Below are 14381 nucleotides of genomic sequence, written 5' to 3' on the forward strand. Positions count from 1 at the left end.
CTTCAGCCCAGGTCTCTGGGCTTGAGAAAATGTGTCAGCCGGGCGCTGCCGAATTGCAACCCGTCCCAGGCGCCCTCGAATTCGAAGCGGGCCAGCGCAGCTGTCGGGAATTTCTCGGTCATGGACCGAAGTGCCTGGCCGTCCGAGCCGTGGCCGGCAAGCTCGCGCGCAAAGTCCTCGAGGCCGGGATTGTGGCCAACCACCAGCAGCGTTCGCACCGAGGCGGGAGCAGCCTGCGCCTCCGCCAGCACGGCGTCCGCCGATGCCTCATAGAGCCCGTGTGGGAAATCGGCTGGGGGCAGGGGGCGCGGCCATGCTGCCGAGGCCAGCTGCCATGTCTGCAACGTACGGAGCGCGGGGGAAACGAGCACGAGGTCGGGCAGCCAGCCACGGCCGGCGATCTCCGCCCCCATCATTGGCGCCGATTTTTCGCCCCGCTGGGCGAGCGGACGATCGAAATCGGCGAACGCGGCATCGTCCCAGCTCGACTTGGCATGGCGCAGAAGCAGCAGTTGCCTGGTCTTCGCCATGCCGTTTTCCCCGTTCAGGGCGTGATGCGTGCCAGCTGTTCGAAGTCGACCTCTTCGCGGGCCGGGCTCGGGGCCTCGACCGATGCGTGGCTCGTCGTCTCGGCAAAGCCCGAAAAGGCCGAGCGGCTGCCATCCATGCGCACCTTGCCTTCGGCGAACAGCTTGAGGGCGAGGGGGTAGAGCCTGTGCTCGGCCCTGAGCACGCGGGCCGAAAGCGTCGGCTCGTCGTCGTCGATCAGAACGGGCACGGCCGCCTGGGCGATGATCGGACCGTCGTCCATGGCTGGCGTGACGAAATGAACCGTGCAGCCATGGACGCGGATGCCGGCATCGAGCGCGCGGCTGTGCGTATCGAGACCCTTGAACGAAGGCAGCAGTGCCGGGTGGATGTTGATCATCCGCCCCTGCCACTTCTCGACGAACTCGGTCGTCAGAAGCCGCATGTAGCCGGCAAGGGCGACGATCTCGGCGCCGAAAGTGGCAAGCGCCGCATCGATGGACGCGTCATGGGCATCCTTGCTGGCATGGTCGGCGCGGGCGATGACCTTGGTGGCGACGCCGCGGCTGGCTGCAATGCCGAGGCCGAGCGCGTTTGCCTGGTCGGAGATGACGCCGACGATCTCGGCCGGAAAGGCCGGATCGGCCGCTGCGTCGATCAGCGCGGCCATGTTGGAACCACGGCCGGAGATCAGGATGACGGTGCGTTTACGCGGCGCATTCATAGGGCGAGCGACCCGCGATAGATGACGCCGGTGTGGCGACGCGGCACGATGCGGCCGATCGGCGTGACCGTTTCGCCCGCTTCCTGCAGCACTGCCGCGACCTGTGCGGCCTGGCCGGCGGCTACGACCGCGATCATGCCGACGCCGCAGTTGAAGGTGCGCATCATTTCTTCCGGCGCGACGCCGCCGGTCTCTGCCAGCCACGAAAACACGCGCGGCACTTCGATCGCCGAGAGATCGAGCTCGGCCGAGAATTCCTTGGGCAACACCCTGGGGATGTTTTCGGGGAAGCCGCCGCCGGTGATGTGGGCAAGCGCCTTGATGCCGTGGGTCTCGCGGATCGCCTTGAGCAGCGACTTGACGTAGATGCGGGTCGGCTCGAGCAATGCTTCGGCGAGCGTCGGCCCGTCGGCGAAGGGTGCGCGGTCAGCCCATTTGACGCCGGATTTCTCGACGATGCGGCGGACAAGCGAATAGCCGTTGGAGTGCACGCCCGAGGAGGCGAGGCCAAGCAGCACGTCGCCCTCGACCACGTCGTCGGTCGGCAGGAGTTGTCCGCGCTCGGCGGCACCGACGGCGAAGCCGGCGAGGTCGTAGTCGTTGCCGTGATACATGCCCGGCATTTCGGCGGTTTCGCCGCCGATCAGCGCGCAGCCGGCCTGGCGGCAGCCCTCGGCGATGCCCGAGACGATGTCGGCGCCCTGGTTGGGATCGAGCTTGCCGGTGGCGAAGTAGTCGAGGAACAGAAGTGGCTCGGCGCCCTGGACGACGATGTCGTTGACGCACATGGCGACGAGGTCGACGCCTATGGTGTCGTGCTTGCCGGCATCGATGGCGATCTTGAGCTTGGTGCCGACGCCGTCATTGGCCGCGACCAGGATCGGGTCGCTGAAACCCGCCGCCTTGAGGTCGAACAGGCCGCCGAAGCCGCCGATCTCGCCATCCGCACCTGGCCGGCGCGTCGAGCGCACCAGCGGTTTGATCTTCTCGACCATCAGGTTCCCGGCGTCGATGTCGACGCCCGCCTGCGCGTAGGTGAGACCCTTGCTGCCTTCGCTCATCGTCAAAATCCTGATGTCCTACGCCTTTTGCGCGCTATTCGCATGAACGGCCCGTTCCCGCAAGCGACAGTGGCCCGGTGCGACCGGATGCGCCTGTCAAAGCCGTGGACAGGGCTCGCTACCCTGCCTGACTCTTGTGGTCCGGTGAACTGTCGCCCATGTATCGGGAAAAGACAAAGGGTGGATGTCCATTGTGACCATTCCGAACATGATCACAATCATGAGGCTCATTCTGGTGCCTTGCGTGATCTATGCCATGCTCTCGGCGCGATGGGACTGGGCCTTTGCCGGCTTTGTCATCGCAGGTGTCTCGGACGGCGTCGACGGTTTCATCGCCCGCCATTTCAACCAGCGTTCCGAGCTCGGCGCCTATCTCGACCCGATTGCCGACAAGCTGCTGCTGGTCAGCGTCTTCGTCGTGCTCGGCATCATGGATCACTTGCCGCTGTGGCTAGTGATCCTCGCCGTGTCGCGCGATGCGTTGATCGTCTGCGCGGTGCTGCTGTCGACGGTGATGGGCAATCCGGTGGTGGTCAAGCCGCTGATGGTGTCCAAGGTCAACACCGCGATGCAGATCGTCCTGGCCGCGATTGTCCTTGCCGAACTTGCCTTTACCTTCGAACTTGGCCCCGTTCGGCCGGCGTTGATAATACTGTCCGGCCTCTTGACCGTGGCTTCCGCGGCAGCCTATCTCGTGGCTTGGCTGAGGCACATGAGCGGTTATGGCGAAGGCGAAACTCCCAACCGATGACGAGGCGGCCGAAGAGGCCGCGTCCGCGGCATTCCGCAAGCAGATCCGCTTTTGGCTGATCACCGCCGTCCTGTTCGCCGGTTTCCTCTATTTGTTCAGCAACATCCTGCTGCCTTTCGTGGCCGGCATGGCGCTTGCCTATTTCCTCGACCCGGTCGCCGACAGGCTGCAGCGGCTTGGCCTGTCGCGCATCATGGCGACGGTGGTGATCCTCGTCTGCTTTATCGTCTTGCTGACGTTGGCGCTGGTGGTGCTGATTCCGGTGCTGGCCTCGCAGATGGCGGATTTCGCGGCCAAGGTGCCGGGCTATGTCGAGAAACTCCAGCAACTGGTCACAAATTTCGACCCGCAATGGCTGGAACAGCGCTTCGGCGTCGACGCGGCCGGTCTGCGCGAAGGCCTCAACTCGCTGCTGAGTACCGGCTTCGGCTTCCTGTCGACCGTCTTCCAGTCGATCTGGAGTTCGGGCGTCGCGCTGTTTTCCATCGCCAGCCTGTTCGTCATCACGCCAGTCGTGGCCTTCTACATGCTGCTCGACTGGGACCGCATGGTTGCCGTCGTCGACAGCTGGGTGCCGCGCGACCACGTCGAGACGGTGCGCCGGCTTGCCACCGACATCAACGCCGCGACTGCGGGCTTTGTCCGCGGCCAGGGCACGCTCTGCCTGGTGCTCGGCGTGATGTATGCCATCGGCCTGACGCTGACAGGGCTGAACTTCGGCGTTCTCATCGGCCTGTTCGCCGGGCTGATCAGCTTCATTCCCTATGTCGGCTCGATGGTCGGGCTGGTGCTGTCGGTCGGCGTCGCCTTCGTGCAGTTCTGGCCGGACTGGACCATGGTGGTGGCCGTGGCTGCGGTCTTCTTCGTCGGTCAGTTCATCGAGGGCAACATTCTGCAGCCGCGGCTGGTCGGCAAGAGTGTCGGCCTGCATCCGGTCTGGCTGATGTTCGCGCTGTTCGCGTTCGGTGCGCTGTTCGGCTTTGTCGGCTTGCTGGTAGCCGTGCCCGCCGCTGCTGCCGTCGCTGTTCTGGTCCGCTTTGCCATTGGGCGCTATCTGGAGTCGCCGCTCTATCACGGCCATGCGGTGCCGCCGCCTGTCGAGGCCCGCAAGGCGAGCGGGTCCAACCCGGATAAATGAACGTGTCGCGCGAGCCTCGGAAACCGCGCCAGCTGCCGCTCGACCTCGGCCATTCGCCGGGGTTCTCACGCGACGATCTCGTCGTCTCCGCAGCCAATGCCCAGGCGGCGTCGCTGATCGACCGATGGCCAGCATGGCCGGCGCCGGTGGTTCTGCTGGCCGGTCCGGCGGGATCGGGCAAGACGCACCTGGCGGCGATCTGGCGCGAGCATGCCGGAGCGGTCGAAATATCGGGGTCCGACATCGCGGCCCATGTCGGCGAGATCGGTGCTGCGCCGGTTCTGATCGACGACGTCGACCGGGGCAGGCTCGACCAGGACGGCCTGTTCCACCTCATCAACACCGTGCGCGGCGCCGGCTCCCATTTGCTGCTGACGGCACGCAGCTTTCCTGCCGCCTGGGGCGTCACGCTTCCCGATCTCGCCTCGCGCCTGAAGGCGGCAGCGACGGTCGAGATCGAGGAGCCGGACGACCTGCTTTTGGCAGGCGTCATCACCAAGCTGTTCGCCGACCGCCAGGTCGAAGTCGACCCGCATGTCGTGCAGTTCCTGGTTCGGCGAATCGAGCGATCGCTGTCGACGGCCATCCGCGTGGTCGACCGTCTTGACCGCGCTGCACTCGAGCAGAAGACCCGCATCACACGGGCGCTTGCCGCCGAGACGGTCGGTGCGTTCGATGCCGGGCAGGGCGAATTGGAACTCTGACCGTCAGGCCAAGCGTGAGTACAGTGCCTTTGCGCCGAGCAGGACGGCGAGGATCGTCGCATTCGAGGCGAGACCGACGAGGACCGATGTCGGGGTGTCGACTGCGCTGTTCGCCCCGATGCTGAGAGGGATCAGCACGGCGACGAAGACGATGCCCAAGGCGATCGGGATCCAGCGATTGAGCGCTTGAGCGGTGTTTGCAGCGGTCAGCACCAGCGCGATCAGCAGCCCGATGCGGAACGGGTCGATGATCTGCGTGAAATAGATGTCGAGATACGGCACTTTTGTTCCTCCCCGGACCAGATGCGCAGGTCATCGGCCAGCTGTCGAGTAGGCCTATCGTCTAGCCACCCTTCAGGGAACCGCAAGACAGGGTCACCCCGATCAGCAGACGGACCAGGGCCGATTGCTTGGAAACGCCCGATTTGGCGAAGATCGAGCGCAGATGCGTGCGCACGGTCTCCCGCGCGATGCCAAAATCCGTGCTGATGGCATCGATCGACCGGCCATCGGCCAGCGCCGACGCGATTCGCGCTTCGCTCGGCGTCAGGTCGAACAGTGCCTGCAGCACATTGGCCGGCGGCGCGCCGGGGCCGGGCAGGGGCATGATGACGAGGATGCAGTGGATTCGGCTGAACAGGTCGTGCACCGAACCGCGCACAGGCAGGAGATGGGCGACGCTGGACGGCTTGCCGTCGCGACCAGTGATCGGAAACGACTGGACGATGCCGCGCCTTGTGCCGGCGGCCAAGGCGGTCAGTGCATTCTCAAGCAGCGCGTCGGCTTTCTTGTCCGTGATCCGGGCGCGACCGGTGCCGTCCTGGATGGTGGCTGGGATCAATTCGTGCATCAGCCCGTTGCAGGCCAGCAATTGTCCGTGCGCGCCCAGCACCGCTGCCGGCAGGCCCAGCGCCTCCAGCGCGTCGGCGCCGGCGTGTGCTTTTTCCAGGCCCATGCGGGCGCTGACCATGGCGGCGCGCGCCAAGTGTGGCCGCATGCGATCGAGGGAATCGACATAGTGCCGCTCGAAGGGACCTCGGACTGTCCGACGTTCGAGATTGAAGGACAGCACGTCCCCCGTCGGAAGCGGGATGTGCGTGCCCGCGGCCCAGCCCATACCTCTCGGGCGGAGGAAGTCGCGGTAGATGGGCTCGCTGTCCAATTCTTCTTCGGTGAAGGCGTCGAGGTCGGTGATGAAACCTGGATGGGCGAGGGCCGAGGCTCGTGCGGCGCGTGTGTTAACGGCCATCCAGCCTTCGCGCATGAACGCTTCCACATGGGGCGCGACCGCTTCCGATGCGGCAAAGGCCGAGGCGCCCTGGCTGATGGTGAACAGATAGCCGCCCATGCCCTCGACGGCATGCGCGAGTCCTTCAAGCAATGTCGGCCATTTCTCCGGTACGAAAGAAGCTTCGTAGATCTGGTCGATGAATCTCTCGGAAAGTTCCGGCAATCGTTCGCTACTCCCACCCAAGTAGAAGGATAGCATCACGTCTGCCGCAGGCAAACTCTGCGGCAGGTGCCCAAATGTCGCAATCCTGGTGTTAGCGTGCTTGATCAGCCGGTATTTTGGGAACGCGGCACGCGATTTCTGCGGATTACATCCAGATTCTTATCGTGTGCCGGAGCGTTGCAGTGCGGCGCACCGATGTTGCCAGTCGGCGATGCAGGGGCGCTAGTTGATCTCGGCTGCCTGGTCGTAGGCCGCGATCAACCGGCGGGCCTTGCCGCGCACTGTCGCCGCATCGTCGCCTGGCGCATAGAGGTTTGACCCCATGCCGAAGGTCGACACGCCGATCTTCCTGAAGTCTGCGAAAGATGCCTCGGAAACGCCGCCGACGACACCGACGATCGTTTCGGGGGGCAGGATGGTCTTGATCGCCGCGACCCCGCTTGTGCCGAGCACGCTGCCGGGGAAGAACTTGAGCGCCGACGCACCGCACTTGACCGCCAGCAGCGCCTCGGTCGGCGTGAAGACGCCCGGCATGGTCAGCATCTTGTGCTCCGACGCGCGCGCGATCACCGAAGGTTCGATGTTCGGGCTGACCACCAGGCGGCCGCCCGCATCGGCCAGCCGGTCGACCTGTTCGGCGGAAAGCACGGTTCCGGCACCGATCACGCACGTGCTGCCGAATGCGTCGACCGCCTTGCGAATCGAGGTGTAGGGATCCGGCGAGTTGAGCGGGATCTCGATCAGTTCGAAGCCTTCCTCGACCAGCGTGCCGACGATCGATTCGGCTTCCGCCGGCTTGATGCCGCGCAGGATGGCGACGAGCGAACGCTGCAGCTGCGGCCAGGCGATGATTGAGGCCATGTTCTTTGTTCCTTATGCCCAGAGTGAATGCGCGGCCAGATAAAGGCCCTGGCGGACGGCGTGGTCGGCGTCGACGTGCTTGACGTTCAAGCCGACGCGCTGGAGTGCCGCCCGATAGAGTTCGGCCACCGACCCCGAGGCCACCAGGGTAACGTCGGCGTGGTCGGGGAAGTTCTGCCTGGCGGCCAGCACTTCAGCCCCGATCAGCAGGCCAGAGAGGTGTGCCGCGCCATCGCTCCTGGTCTCGAAGCCGAGCAGTTGCGCGGCGCGGACGCCGAACAGCCTGCTCAATGCCAGGCACGGGTCTGCAGCGCCCTTGTCGAGGGCGTTGAGGAAGGCCGGCGCATCGGTGCCGAACTTGACGTCGGCCTCGATGGCGAAGGCGAGGGTGGAATGTTTGCTGAGCAGGCCGAAGAGCTCGCCTGTCATCAGGGTCGCAAACCGCCTCAGCCAGCCATCTTCGAGCACCACCCATTTGCTGTGGGTGCCCGGCATGCAGACGAGCTGGCGCGCCACACCCGCGCCGAGACCGAGAAGCTGGGTCTCTTCCCCGCGCATCACCTCGGGCGCCAGCGGGTCGCGCTGGGCGATGCCGGGCAGGATGCGGATGTCGGCAAAGCCGTTCGGCACGCGGACGGCTCTGGTCGCGAAGTCGGTCAGCCGTGTCGGCGCGTCGACATAGGGCGCCTCGACCCAGCCCTGACGCGCCCCGGCCATGCCGCAGATCAGGATCGGCAGGGATGCCGGTGCCGCCAGCTTCACCAGGTGCGCGCGCAGCACCGGCTCGAAGCCCGACGTCACGCAATGCGTCATGCCCTCTGGCCCGCGGCTTTCCGCCAGCACCTTGCCGTCCCGGGCCAGAAGCCAGGCTCGGAAGCTGCTGGTGCCCCAGTCGACCGCCACGCAGAACGCATCGCCCTGCGCTGCGGTCGAGGCTATGGAGGTATCCTGCGAGATGCTCATGTAGGCGATCCTTGGCGTGATTTCGGGAGCGTTGGCGTCGTCACTGGCTCATCCAGCGCATCGGTGCCATCACCAGTTCGGGGAACAGCACGAGCAGGAACAGCACCACGGTCTCGGCCAGGAGGAACGGCCAGATGCCCTTCATCAGCTTGCCCATGCGCATGTTGCCGACGCCGCAGACGACGTTGAGCACCGTGCCGACGGGCGGGGTGATCAGCCCGATCGCGTTGTTCATGATGAACAGCACGCCGAAATAGACCGGGTCGATGCCGGCCTGCTTCAGCACCGGCACCAGAACCGGGGTCAGGATCAGGATGGTGGGCGCGAAGTCGAGCGCGCTGCCGACGATCAGCACCAGCACCATCAGCACCAGGATGAGCAGCATCTGGTTGTCCATGATCGGCTCCAGCAGCGCCACCATCTGGGCCGGCATGTTGGCCGCGGCGATCAGCCAGGCCGAGACCGAGGCTGCTGCGACCAGGAACATCACCACCGACGTCGTCTTCGCGGCATTGAGCAGGAGACCGTAGAGCTGGCCAAACTTCAGCTCGCGGTTGACGAACAGGCCGATGATCAAGGCGTACATGGCCGCCACGACAGCGGCTTCGGTCGGCGTGAAGAAGCCGCCCTTGAGACCGCCGATGATGATGACCGGCAGCATCAGGCCCCAGAAGCTGTCGAGCGTGAGGCGAAGCCGCTCCTTGAGCGGCGGCTTGGGCGCCACCTCGATCTTGTCCTTGCGGGCGACATACATCCACGTCACCAGCAGCGACGTGCCCATGAGGATGCCGGGCACGATGCCGGCGAGGAAAAGCTTGGAGATCGAGACCTGGGCGGCGACGCCGTACAGGATCATGCCGATGGACGGCGGGATGACGGGAGCGATGATGCCGCCGGCTGCGATCAGGCCGCCGGAGCGGTAGGGGTCGTAGCCTGCCTGCCGCATCATCGGCAGCAGCACTGCGGCCAGCGCTGCCGTGTCAGCGACGGCCGAGCCGGAGAGCGAGGCCATGACGACGGCAGCACCGATCGCCACGAAGCCGAGGCCGCCGCGCAGGTGTCCCACCCACGCCATAGCCATGTGGATGATGCGCCGGGTGATGCCGCCGGCATTCATGAATTCGCCGGCCAGCATGAAGAACGGCACGGCAAGCAGAGGGAAGCTGTTGGCGCCGTCCCACATGTTCTGCACGATGATCTGGGGATCGGTCATGCCCATGTGGAACATCAGGGCGAGGCCCGACACGACGAGGGCCATTGCGACCGGCATGCCGATCGCCATCGCCCCAAGCAGCGAAACGACGAAGATGAGGATGGTCATGATTTGCGCGCCGCCTGAACGCTGGAATCGACCTCGTGCATGCCTTCTTCCTCGACCTGAATGAGTTCGTCGTCGCGGACCTGGCCACGCGCCAGACGAACCAGATTGTGGATGCAGAGCGCAGCCATCAGCGCGCCGGTTATGAGGGTCACGCCGTAGACCCAGCTCATGGGCAGCTGCATGACCGTCGAAATGGTGTTGGCGTTGATCTCGTGCTGCATGAAGGTGCCGACGAAGATGTAGACGCTGCACACGAAGATCAGGATCTGGGAGATCGTCCAGCATATCCGCCGCCACCTGACGGGCAGTGCCAGGACGACGGTGTCGACGCCGAGATGCCGGTTCTCCCGCATCGCCACCACGGCCCCGATGAAGGTCAGCCAGATGAACAGGAAGCGCGGCAGCTCTTCGGAGATGTCGATGCCGGTGTTGAACCCGGCGCGCAAGATGACGTTGCCAAGCACCATCACGAACATGCCGGCTATGCAGACCACCATGACGGTTTCAAGCAGCTGAAAAAATCTGTCGACGAGACGCGTCATTGTTCGGACCTCCCGAATGGATCAGGGACACATGCGGAGATGCCGCAGGCGTTCCCGCCTGCGGCATCTCTTGGCTTGCGTGTCAGTTGGCTGCGCCCTTGCGCGCGGCTTCGACGGCGGCGGTGAATTCCGCCACGAAGTCGGCGCCGACCGACGCGGTGTATTTGTCGACCACCGGCTTGACGATCTCGCGCATCTTGGCGAGTTCGGCGTCCGGCATCGCATCGATCTCGATGCCGGTTGCCTTGAGCTGGTCGGTGATCTTGCCTTCGTTTTCAGCGATCAGCTTGGCCTGGTAGGCCGAAGCGTCGGCGGCAGCGGTCATCACAGCCTTGCGGTCAGCTTCCGACAGGCCTTCGAACCAGGTCTTGGAGGCGACGATGGCCACCGGCGAATAGACGTGGTTGGTCACCGTGATGTACTTCTGCACCTCGTAGATGCGGTTGGCATAGATGTGGGCGAGCGGGTTTTCCTGGCCGTCCAGCGCCTTGGTCTCCAGCGCTGAGAACACCTCGGAGAAGGACATCGTCACGGCGTTGGCACCCAGTGCCTTCCAGGTGTCGAGAGCCACCGGGTTCTGCATGACGCGCAGCTTCAGACCCGAAATGTCGTCGACCGACTTGATCGGCTTTTGGCCGTTGGTCAGGTTGCGGAAGCCGAACTCGCTCCAGGCGAGACCGGTCAGGCCGATCTCCGACATGCGATCGAGCATCTTGCGGCCGATCGGACCGTTCAGCACGGCGCCGGCTTCCTCGCGGTTCGCAAACATGAACGGGAAGTCGAAAATCTGGACTTCCTTGATCCTGCCGGAGAGCGGCGCGACGCCGCCGATGTAGAGTTCGAGCGTGCCGCTCTGCGCGGCCTGCAGCATCTTGTCGTCGCCGCCGAGGATGCCGCCGTCGAAGACCTGGATCTCGACGCGGTTTTCGGTCGCCTTGGCGACGTCTTCGGCGAACTTCTTCATGGCTACGGCCTGGGGGTGCTCTGCCGGCATGCCATGCCCGAGCCGGGCGGCAGTTGCCTGGCCGGCAAGGCCGACGAGGCTGACGGCTGCAGCCAGCGTGAATGCGAGCGCTTTGAGACGCATGTTAACTCCTCTCTTGGGTTGTGATTTCGGGGATGACCGGGGTGGTGGCGAGAGCGCCGCCCCCGATGGATCAACTCATGGGCCTGGGCGATTGCGCCTTGCTGCGCGCGACCGAGTGCCGCGCCAGCGCCGCCGAGCATTCATTCTGGCCGGCGGAAACGCCGGGCGTCGGCGGTTCGATGCCGCGGATCGCAAGGCCTGCGACCGACGTCTCTCCCGCTGTCCACGAAACGAACTCGCTCACGCGCCCTCCCAGGCAAATTGGATGCTCTTGACGTCCCAATAACTCCGATTATAAGAGAAAACAAGACTGATTGCTTGACTGCTTGTGGAATCGAGCGTCGCATGCGTCGGCTCGAGGGAGGTAGCGCGAGGAGGAGTGCCGGCAGGCTTGCTGGGAACATCCGCCGCCATCATTCCTGCAGTTCCGGCGTCTGCGCGGGCGAGCCAAGATGGCCGCAGGCGCGTTCAAGCCCATCGGCGCTGCAAGGCGCCGAGCAACAACGGGATAGACAAGACGTGACACGGAAATTGCGTTCTCAGGCCTGGTTCGGAGGCTTCGGCAAGGATGCCTTCATCCACCGCAGCTGGATGAAGAACAACGGCCTGCCGGACGATGCCTTCGACGGCCGCCCGGTGATCGGCATCTGCAATACCTTCTCAGAACTCACGCCCTGCAATGCCCACTTCCGCGGGCTCGTCGAGCACGTGAAGGCCGGCATTCTGGAAGCCGGCGGCCTGCCGCTCGAATTCCCGGTCTTCTCCTGCGGAGAATCGAACCTGCGTCCAACGGCGATGTTGTTCCGCAATCTCGCCTCCATGGATGTCGAGGAAGCCATTCGCGGCAACCCGATGGATGGCGTCGTGCTGATGGCCGGCTGTGACAAGACCACGCCGTCGCTGGTGATGGGGGCCGCCTCCTGCGATGTGCCGGCGATCGTCGTCTCCGGCGGGCCGATGCTCAATGGTCGCTTCCGCGGCAAGGCCATCGGTTCGGGCACCGATGTCTGGAAGTTCTCCGAGGATGTGCGCGCCGGTGTCATGACCGAGCAGGAATTCGCCGCCGCCGAAAGCGCCATGTCGCGCTCGCCCGGCCACTGCATGACCATGGGCACGGCCTCGACCATGGCGTCGATGGTGGAATCGCTTGGCTTGGCCCTGCCGGGCAACGCCGCATATCCGGCTGTCGACGCGCACCGCGCGCGGCTCGCCCGCCTTTCGGGACGGCGCATCGTCGACATGGTCAAGGAAGACCTGCGCCTTTCGAAAATCCTCACGCTCAAGGCCTTCGCCAACGCGATTCGCGTCAACGGCGCGATCGGCGGCTCGACCAATGCGGTCGTCCACCTGCTGGCGATTGCCGGCCGCATCGGCGCCGAGCTTTCGCTCGATGATTGGGACCGCTACGGCCGCGATACTCCGACCATTCTGAACCTCATGCCTTCCGGCCAGTTCCTCATGGAGGAATTCTGCTATGCCGGTGGCCTGCCGGCGGTGATGAAGGAGATCGCCGACCTGCTCGATCTCGACGCCCTGACGGTCACCGGCAAGACGGTGGGCGAAAACATCGCCGGCGCGGAGAATTTCAACGACGAGGTCATCCTGCCGCGCGACAAGGCACTGACCGCCCAGGGCGGCATCGCCGTGCTGCGGGGCAATCTCGCCCCCAACGGCGCGATCCTGAAGCCTTCGGCCGCGTCGCCCGAACTGATGCGCCACCGCGGCCGCGCCGTCGTCTTCGAGAACATCGAGCACTACAAGGCACGCGTCGACGACCCGGCGCTCGACATCGACGAAACCTGCGTGATGGTGCTCAAGAACTGCGGTCCCAAGGGTTATCCGGGCATGGCCGAGGTAGGCAACATGGCCCTGCCGCAGAAGCTGCTCGAGAAGGGCGTGCGCGACATGGTCCGCATCTCGGACGCCCGCATGTCGGGCACTGCCTTTGGCACCGTCGTGCTGCATGCCGCGCCTGAAGCGGCCGTCGGTGGGCCGCTCGCGCTCGTCCAGGATGGCGACATGATCGAGCTCGACGTCGAGAACCGCCGCCTGCACCTCGAAGTATCGGACGACGAGCTCGCGCGCCGCCGCCAAAGCTGGACGCCGCCCGTGCCGGACATGCAGGGCGGGTACCAGAGCCTCTATGTCGAGCGTGTCTTGCAGGCCGACCGCGGTGCTGACCTCGATTTCCTGGTCGGCTGCCGCGGCCATGACGTGCCGCGCGAAAGCCATTGAGGGAGATGCCGATGTCCCGTTTTCCGGTCGCCGACATGCACGGCATCCACGCCATCCTCTACGCGCTGTTCGATGAAAAGGAGCAGCTCGACCGTGAGGCCATGCGCCGTCAGGTCGAGGTCTGCCTGTCGGCTGGCGTCCACGGCATGGCCGCGCTCGGCCTCGCCACCGAAGTGTCCAAGCTGACCGAAGCCGAACGCCGCACCGTCATGGACTGGATCGCGGAGGACACCGGCGGACGCGTGCCGCTGGCGCTGACCATCTTCGGCTCGTCCATCGCCGAGCAGATCGCTCAGGTCCGCCACGCCGAAGGCGTCGGTGCCGATTGGCTGATCCTGCAGCCGCCGATGGTCGGCCAGTATGGTGCCGCCGAATATATCCGCTTCTTCGGCCGCGTGGCCGAGGCGACCGATCTGCCCGTCGCCATCCAGAATGCGCCGGCCTTCATGGGCCGCGGGCTGAGCTCCGCCGAAATCAGCGATCTCGTGCGCCAGCATCCCAACATCCAGTTGGTGAAAGGCGAGGGACCGGTGGTCGACATCGCCGGGCTTGTCGAGGCGACCGGCGGAAAGCTGCCGATCTTCAACGGGCGGGCCGGGCTGGAGATGCTCGACAATCTGCGCATCGGCTGCCGCGGGCTGATCCTGGCGCCCGATTGCATCGACTATGCGGTCGCAGCCTACGACAGCTTCCGCGCTGCTGACAAAGAGGGGGCGCTGGCGACCTATCGCAGGATGCTTCCGGCGGTAGTCTCCACCATGCAGGGTTTGGAGAATCTGCTCTGCTACGGCAAGCGTCTGTTTGCCCTGCGCAGCGGACTGACCGTCCACGATCGCGGCCCGGCCTTGCGTCCGAATGCGACCGGGCTTGCGATGATCGACCGCTTCGCCGCCGATCTCGGGCCTCTGCAGTGCAGGACCATGGCGTAGGCACTGGTTGTATTGCAGCCAATGCTGTGAATTATGGCAGCGCGCCGCCGGGATTTCTGGCGCGCTGTGCCGTGCCGGCTGTTA

Annotated in this window: 16 protein-coding genes; 5 read left to right on the plus strand and 11 right to left on the minus strand. The window is 65.1% G+C overall.

The window, feature by feature from the left end:
• Window positions 1–2 precede the first annotated feature (2 nt).
• From ASC75_RS19225 to purM, 3 genes are read right to left on the minus strand one after another with little or no spacing between them, the layout of a single operon-like run.
• Complete coding sequence (locus tag ASC75_RS19225; RefSeq protein ID WP_055978771.1) at window positions 3–530, minus strand: histidine phosphatase family protein; 528 nt, start codon at window positions 528–530, stop codon at window positions 3–5.
• Between the two features lie 14 nt (window positions 531–544).
• Window positions 545–1252 (minus strand): phosphoribosylglycinamide formyltransferase, encoded by a 708-nt coding sequence (gene purN / locus ASC75_RS19230; RefSeq protein WP_055978774.1) that lies wholly within the window; start codon window positions 1250–1252, stop codon window positions 545–547.
• Window positions 1249–2313, minus strand: coding sequence for a phosphoribosylformylglycinamidine cyclo-ligase (gene purM / locus ASC75_RS19235; protein WP_055978777.1), 1065 nt, complete (start codon window positions 2311–2313; stop codon window positions 1249–1251). The genes purN and purM overlap by 4 nt, the downstream gene beginning before the upstream one ends.
• A gap of 193 nt (window positions 2314–2506) precedes the next feature.
• Between purM and ASC75_RS19240 the strand changes: the two genes are divergently transcribed.
• From ASC75_RS19240 to hdaA, 3 genes are read left to right on the plus strand one after another with little or no spacing between them, the layout of a single operon-like run.
• Window positions 2507–3064, plus strand: a complete 558-nt coding sequence (locus ASC75_RS19240) for a CDP-alcohol phosphatidyltransferase family protein (protein WP_055979255.1) — start codon at window positions 2507–2509, stop codon at window positions 3062–3064.
• Window positions 3036–4202: an AI-2E family transporter gene (locus tag ASC75_RS19245; RefSeq protein ID WP_055978780.1), complete on the plus strand. Its 1167-nt coding sequence runs from the start codon at window positions 3036–3038 to the stop codon at window positions 4200–4202. The genes ASC75_RS19240 and ASC75_RS19245 overlap by 29 nt, the downstream gene beginning before the upstream one ends.
• On the plus strand, window positions 4199–4906 hold the full coding sequence (hdaA, locus tag ASC75_RS19250; protein ID WP_055978784.1) for a DnaA regulatory inactivator HdaA: 708 nt from the start codon (window positions 4199–4201) through the stop codon (window positions 4904–4906). The genes ASC75_RS19245 and hdaA overlap by 4 nt, the downstream gene beginning before the upstream one ends.
• 3 nt (window positions 4907–4909) lie before the next feature.
• Here the strand turns inward: hdaA and ASC75_RS19255 are convergent, their stop codons facing one another.
• The 8 genes from ASC75_RS19255 to ASC75_RS26165 all read right to left on the minus strand — a co-directional run bounded on the left by ASC75_RS19255 (window position 4910) and on the right by ASC75_RS26165 (window position 11377).
• Window positions 4910–5188: a hypothetical protein gene (locus tag ASC75_RS19255; protein WP_055978787.1), complete on the minus strand. Its 279-nt coding sequence runs from the start codon at window positions 5186–5188 to the stop codon at window positions 4910–4912.
• Between the two features lie 61 nt (window positions 5189–5249).
• Window positions 5250–6359, minus strand: a complete 1110-nt coding sequence (locus ASC75_RS19260) for a helix-turn-helix transcriptional regulator (RefSeq protein ID WP_055978790.1) — start codon at window positions 6357–6359, stop codon at window positions 5250–5252.
• Window positions 6360–6581: 222 nt separating this feature from the next.
• The gene (locus ASC75_RS19265; RefSeq protein ID WP_055978793.1) at window positions 6582–7220 is read right to left on the minus strand and encodes a 2-dehydro-3-deoxy-6-phosphogalactonate aldolase; all 639 of its coding nucleotides are present in this window, start codon (window positions 7218–7220) and stop codon (window positions 6582–6584) included.
• 12 nt (window positions 7221–7232) lie between these two features.
• A complete protein-coding gene (locus ASC75_RS19270) occupies window positions 7233–8183 on the minus strand; it encodes a 2-dehydro-3-deoxygalactonokinase (protein WP_082496666.1) in 951 nt (316 codons plus the stop codon).
• Window positions 8184–8223: 40 nt separating this feature from the next.
• Window positions 8224–9504 carry a TRAP transporter large permease subunit gene (locus tag ASC75_RS19275; protein ID WP_055978796.1) on the minus strand — a complete coding sequence of 427 codons (1281 nt, stop codon included), beginning with the start codon at window positions 9502–9504 and terminating at the stop codon, window positions 8224–8226.
• On the minus strand, window positions 9501–10046 hold the full coding sequence (locus ASC75_RS19280; RefSeq protein WP_055978798.1) for a TRAP transporter small permease: 546 nt from the start codon (window positions 10044–10046) through the stop codon (window positions 9501–9503). Before ASC75_RS19280 ends, ASC75_RS19275 begins: the two co-directional genes overlap by 4 nt.
• A gap of 82 nt (window positions 10047–10128) precedes the next feature.
• On the minus strand, window positions 10129–11133 hold the full coding sequence (locus ASC75_RS19285) for a TRAP transporter substrate-binding protein (RefSeq protein WP_055978801.1): 1005 nt from the start codon (window positions 11131–11133) through the stop codon (window positions 10129–10131).
• Between the two features lie 70 nt (window positions 11134–11203).
• Window positions 11204–11377: a hypothetical protein gene (locus tag ASC75_RS26165; RefSeq protein WP_156381323.1), complete on the minus strand. Its 174-nt coding sequence runs from the start codon at window positions 11375–11377 to the stop codon at window positions 11204–11206.
• A gap of 275 nt (window positions 11378–11652) precedes the next feature.
• Here ASC75_RS26165 and araD point away from each other — a divergent pair, with 275 nt between their 5' ends.
• Both araD and ASC75_RS19295 read left to right on the plus strand, forming a co-directional pair.
• Entirely contained in the window at window positions 11653–13368 is a 1716-nt protein-coding gene (gene araD, locus ASC75_RS19290) for an L-arabinonate dehydratase (RefSeq protein WP_055978804.1), read from the plus strand.
• A gap of 11 nt (window positions 13369–13379) precedes the next feature.
• On the plus strand, window positions 13380–14297 hold the full coding sequence (locus ASC75_RS19295; protein ID WP_055979260.1) for a dihydrodipicolinate synthase family protein: 918 nt from the start codon (window positions 13380–13382) through the stop codon (window positions 14295–14297).
• The last annotated feature ends 84 nt before the right edge of the window (window positions 14298–14381 follow it).

It is taken from the genome of Aminobacter sp. DSM 101952 (assembly GCF_001424795.1).
Lineage (GTDB): Bacteria > Pseudomonadota > Alphaproteobacteria > Rhizobiales > Rhizobiaceae > Aminobacter > Aminobacter aganoensis.

Excerpts from the sequence above, each read along its gene's own strand:
- ASC75_RS19225 (WP_055978771.1), bottom strand. The coding sequence starts at position 530 with ATGGCGAAGACCAGGCAACTGCTGCTTCTGCGCCATGCCAAGTCGAGC.
- purN (WP_055978774.1), bottom strand. The coding sequence starts at position 1,252 with ATGAATGCGCCGCGTAAACGCACCGTCATCCTGATCTCCGGCCGTGGT.
- purM (WP_055978777.1), bottom strand. The coding sequence starts at position 2,313 with ATGAGCGAAGGCAGCAAGGGTCTCACCTACGCGCAGGCGGGCGTCGAC.
- ASC75_RS19245 (WP_055978780.1), top strand. The coding sequence starts at position 3,036 with ATGGCGAAGGCGAAACTCCCAACCGATGACGAGGCGGCCGAAGAGGCC.
- hdaA (WP_055978784.1), top strand. The coding sequence starts at position 4,199 with ATGAACGTGTCGCGCGAGCCTCGGAAACCGCGCCAGCTGCCGCTCGAC.
- ASC75_RS19265 (WP_055978793.1), bottom strand. The coding sequence starts at position 7,220 with ATGGCCTCAATCATCGCCTGGCCGCAGCTGCAGCGTTCGCTCGTCGCC.
- ASC75_RS19270 (WP_082496666.1), bottom strand. The coding sequence starts at position 8,183 with ATGAGCATCTCGCAGGATACCTCCATAGCCTCGACCGCAGCGCAGGGC.
- ASC75_RS19275 (WP_055978796.1), bottom strand. The coding sequence starts at position 9,504 with ATGACCATCCTCATCTTCGTCGTTTCGCTGCTTGGGGCGATGGCGATC.
- ASC75_RS19280 (WP_055978798.1), bottom strand. The coding sequence starts at position 10,046 with ATGACGCGTCTCGTCGACAGATTTTTTCAGCTGCTTGAAACCGTCATG.
- ASC75_RS19285 (WP_055978801.1), bottom strand. The coding sequence starts at position 11,133 with ATGCGTCTCAAAGCGCTCGCATTCACGCTGGCTGCAGCCGTCAGCCTC.
- ASC75_RS19295 (WP_055979260.1), top strand. The coding sequence starts at position 13,380 with ATGTCCCGTTTTCCGGTCGCCGACATGCACGGCATCCACGCCATCCTC.